5 protein-coding genes and 2 pseudogenes are annotated in these 3,503 nt (G+C 39.1%); 6 read left to right on the top strand and 1 reads right to left on the bottom strand.

Annotated elements, in window-relative coordinates; genetic code table 11:
- Nucleotides 1-96: 96 nt before the first annotated feature.
- Nucleotides 97-507: pseudogene (locus BMY60_RS14735) on the top strand (IS1595 family transposase); the annotation flags it as partial.
- Nucleotides 508-543: 36 nt separating this feature from the next.
- On the opposite strand, the gene BMY60_RS14740 reads toward BMY60_RS14735, so the two are convergent.
- Entirely contained in the window at nucleotides 544-1,368 is an 825-nt protein-coding gene (locus BMY60_RS14740; RefSeq protein WP_218141722.1) for a cytochrome c oxidase subunit 6B family protein, read from the bottom strand.
- Between the two features lie 166 nt (nucleotides 1,369-1,534).
- Between BMY60_RS14740 and BMY60_RS15895 the strand changes: the two genes are divergently transcribed.
- From BMY60_RS15895 to BMY60_RS14760, 5 genes and pseudogenes are all read left to right on the top strand, one after another.
- Complete coding sequence (locus BMY60_RS15895; RefSeq protein WP_090334655.1) at nucleotides 1,535-2,119, top strand: hypothetical protein; 585 nt, start codon at nucleotides 1,535-1,537, stop codon at nucleotides 2,117-2,119.
- A 282-nt stretch (nucleotides 2,120-2,401) separates the two neighbouring features.
- Nucleotides 2,402-2,644 (top strand): type II toxin-antitoxin system Phd/YefM family antitoxin, encoded by a 243-nt coding sequence (locus BMY60_RS14750; protein WP_090334656.1) that lies wholly within the window; start codon nucleotides 2,402-2,404, stop codon nucleotides 2,642-2,644.
- Nucleotides 2,644-2,904 (top strand): Txe/YoeB family addiction module toxin, encoded by a 261-nt coding sequence (locus BMY60_RS14755; RefSeq protein WP_090334658.1) that lies wholly within the window; start codon nucleotides 2,644-2,646, stop codon nucleotides 2,902-2,904. The genes BMY60_RS14750 and BMY60_RS14755 overlap by 1 nt, the downstream gene beginning before the upstream one ends.
- Before the next feature lie 95 nt (nucleotides 2,905-2,999).
- Nucleotides 3,000-3,176 carry a hypothetical protein gene (locus tag BMY60_RS15900; protein ID WP_256251012.1) on the top strand — a complete coding sequence of 59 codons (177 nt, stop codon included), beginning with the start codon at nucleotides 3,000-3,002 and terminating at the stop codon, nucleotides 3,174-3,176.
- 10 nt (nucleotides 3,177-3,186) lie between these two features.
- Nucleotides 3,187-3,503, top strand: a pseudogene (locus BMY60_RS14760) (transposase); the annotation flags it as partial.

Below are 3,503 nucleotides of genomic sequence, written 5' to 3' on the forward strand. Positions count from 1 at the left end.
TCTCCTATCCAATAGGTAAGAACTTATTCTGGCGCCCACGCTCAACCGGTCAAGATAATTGTCGCCTGACCGGACAGATTAATTGTCGTCTAATACTTGTTATTAGTTAGGAACCGTAACACAATTAATCGCTGGTATGGATTATTCCGACGAGCTATTTTTTGTCACCAGGTAGCATTAAAAGATAAACTGGTAGGTAGCGTAGAAATTGATGAAAGCTACTTTGGAACGAAACGGCAACGCGGATATCACGGCAAACTGAAGCGAGGCCGGGGTACTTTAAAACAGCCTGTATTTGGTGTATTTGAAAGAGAAGGCAGGGTATATACACAGAAATAGTACCGGACTGCAAGCGGATGACTTTACAAGCGGTTATATTGGGTAAAGTTTCGATTGAGAGTGTCATTTATAGTGATGACTGGCGTGGTTACCCGGGATGGTCATTGCCATATTAACGGCATTGAAGCGTTCTGGAGTTTTACTAAACGGCGACTCGGATTCTTTAATATGCAATGAAGTGCTCGGTCATAGATTTTGTAATGATCAGAATCCGAAAATAATTCTTGTTGCCACGTGCGGAAAGGTTTCACGACCTACTTGTTTCATCCCGAATCCGGCTTGTATTTTTGCATGTTTGGCTACCTGAACATGAAGCTGAGGCATGACAAGCGTTATATCAGGTCGATTGGGACGGGATTCCCAGTTAACTTCCAGCCCCATTATTAAATTACTTGAGTACGAATAAAAAAGACTGCTATTCACTAATTCCTCAACATGTCCTTCTGATTGAACATCGGTAAAACGAATACCCACCATATTAAGCGTATCCCACTTTTCATTGAACTGATATCCTGCTATGTATAGCAGATTATTTTCAAGTTCTTTGTTATGTCGGTGGTATTCCCCATAGTATTGCCAGCCATGGATAAATTTGTTTGTATTGAGAAAATTAAATGTGCCTTGCAACGCAAGTTTGTAGGCATCTACTGATAAGTTTTCTGTTGGTAATTCAAACTCAATACCATATCCATCGGTATAAGCATATTCGAATTCAGGGTTTATTAAGGCGGCTTTGTGCTCAGAGTCGTATTGGAACAAGGTATTGAGCTCGAATTCATTTTTCTTGGCACCCAGCGGCAAAACAAGGTCAAACACCATTGGTTCTGGAAGACGGGGAGAATTGTGAAATTTTGACCGTCCAGATGCGTCGACAATATTCGGCACGACCATAAAAAGAATGTAGACTGAAATTATTAGTAGATTCACTTCAATTAGCCAATTATGCCAGAAGCGCGTGCAGTAAACTTTCAGGCATGTTGAAAAAGCATCATCATTAAGGTCCAATGACAATCTCAAATTCTTTTTCACTATCTCGCAACATTTAATTTTTCTAAGATATGCGCATTTGCCGGATGTACCCAAGATAACTTTAATTTCCTGACAGTGTAATACAACTCACAATCTCTCATTATTATTAGAAGAGTTAAAATGGCCGCTCTTTTCTAGAAACCAAGTTCAGATAAAGGGGTTTTATATGAAAATTATATTAGTGCTGTTATTCGCCTTTTCTGTGCATACTGTAGCAAGTGCTGAAACGTTTGAATTGACGGTATATTTCAATCTGGAGATCTCAGAGAAGCACGGTATAGTTAGATGCCGACAAGGCGGAGACCAACTCAAAACTGTGTACCATTTGGTAATTTTTAAAAAAAAACCCAAGTATACAGTCTTAGGAAATCTAGATTTGGATAAGGATATTATAGGTGATGTTGAAGGGACGTTTAATTGTGGCAAAGGAGAATTTAACTTAGTAAGGTTAATCAATGTCAATGAAGATTCTATTAACCTTTTTATTTACTTAGTTGAAATCTATATTGTCAAAGATAATATATTCAATATTACAAATATCGAACTGCCCGATGATCATGATTACTTTGCGGAATATGAATTTATTAATGAAGCCGGCTATGCTGTTAAAAAAATAATATATAGAGACGATGACGATGACGATGACGATGACGATGACGATGACGATGATGATGACGATGACGATGATGATGACGATGACGTCATAGATAAAGATAATCTCATTTATAGAATTGAGCTAAGAAGAAAATAGTCTAACCTCTTGATTTTTGGTTGGTCTGGTTGGGATCGAACCAGCGACCAAGGGATTATGAGAAGCAAAGAGAAAATTAATATCTAATACAATCAATTACTTACAACTATTGTCAAGCATGAAAACCGTGTCAAACAATCTCAAATGACTACATTTATATCTCAGTTTGGCGCAAATTTGGCACAATCAATTTCACGCTTTATCTGCGATACAGATTAGGATCCAGCTTTTCTTGACATTAAGTACGCATTAACGTACGCTTATTGCTTATGGAGGTGAGATATGACTACACTTAATGCTACTGAAGCACGTTCAAAACTATACAAGCTAATCGACGAAACTGCTGAAACTCATCAACCGATTATTATCACTGGCAAACGAAAAAATGCAGTTCTCCTCGCAGAGGAAGATTGGAACTCAATTAACGAGACATTGTTTTTGCTTTCTATTCCTGGAATGAGAGAGTCAATTCGTGAAGGTATGGACGAAAGCCTTGATGATTGTAAAAAGAAGCTTGACTGGTAATGTGGGAAATTTACTATACCAAGCAAGCAAAGAAAGATTCTAAGAAACTAGCTTCTGCTGGTTTAAAAAAGAAAGCTCAGGGCATACTAGCTCTTGTTCAAGAAAACCCATATCAAAATCCTCCACCTTATGAAAAATTAGTAGGTGACCTTGAAGGCGCATATTCAAGAAGAATCAATATTCAACATAGAGTTGTTTACCAAGTATTGGAAAAAGAAAAAGCTGTGAAAGTGCTACGACTTTGGACTCACTATGAGTAAAGGTCCACAGAGTGTTGACACCGGTTGAAAATTGACCAGGTAATTCACGTATCCTGCTTAAATTTTGAGCAGGAGAATTTGAGAGGTGATTTACCATGGTTATGTATGCAAAGATACGTCGGATGTTTTACCGTGAACATTTATCGATTAATGAGATTCAACGGCGCCACGAGTCTGTCGCGGAACACGATAAAAAAGTGATTGAAAGCGCCAGGCGACAGCACGGTGAAATATCAAAGAGCGAAGAAGCCTGGCAAGCTGACACTATTTGAGTCCAGGTGACGCTGGCCGGAAGGTTTTCGCTGCCCATGTTGTGGTCATGATGGTGGTTACATTATTAAGACGCGTGGCTATTGGGAATGCAGTCAATGCCACAAACAAACCTCATTAACGGCAGGCACCTTGTTTCATTCAACCAATCTGCCACTAACCAAGTGGTTTTGGGCAATTTACCTGGTTGCATCAGATAAAGGCGGTATTTCTGCCTTGCGTTTATCCAAACAGATAAACGTATCCTGGATAACCGCCAGCAGAATGCTGCGAAAGATTCGCATTGCCATGGGACACCGGGATAGCATATATCGATTACATGAATTGAT

Source organism: Nitrosomonas sp. Nm51, from assembly GCF_900111165.1.
Taxonomy (GTDB): Bacteria; Pseudomonadota; Gammaproteobacteria; order Burkholderiales; family Nitrosomonadaceae; genus Nitrosomonas.

What these genes read in the sequence shown, in the direction of transcription:
- BMY60_RS14755 (WP_090334658.1), top strand. Translation starts at nt 2,644, where the DNA reads ATGTGGGAAATTTACTATACCAAGCAAGCAAAGAAAGATTCTAAGAAA.
- BMY60_RS15895 (WP_090334655.1), top strand. Translation starts at nt 1,535, where the DNA reads ATGAAAATTATATTAGTGCTGTTATTCGCCTTTTCTGTGCATACTGTA.
- BMY60_RS15900 (WP_256251012.1), top strand. Translation starts at nt 3,000, where the DNA reads ATGGTTATGTATGCAAAGATACGTCGGATGTTTTACCGTGAACATTTA.
- BMY60_RS14750 (WP_090334656.1), top strand. Translation starts at nt 2,402, where the DNA reads ATGACTACACTTAATGCTACTGAAGCACGTTCAAAACTATACAAGCTA.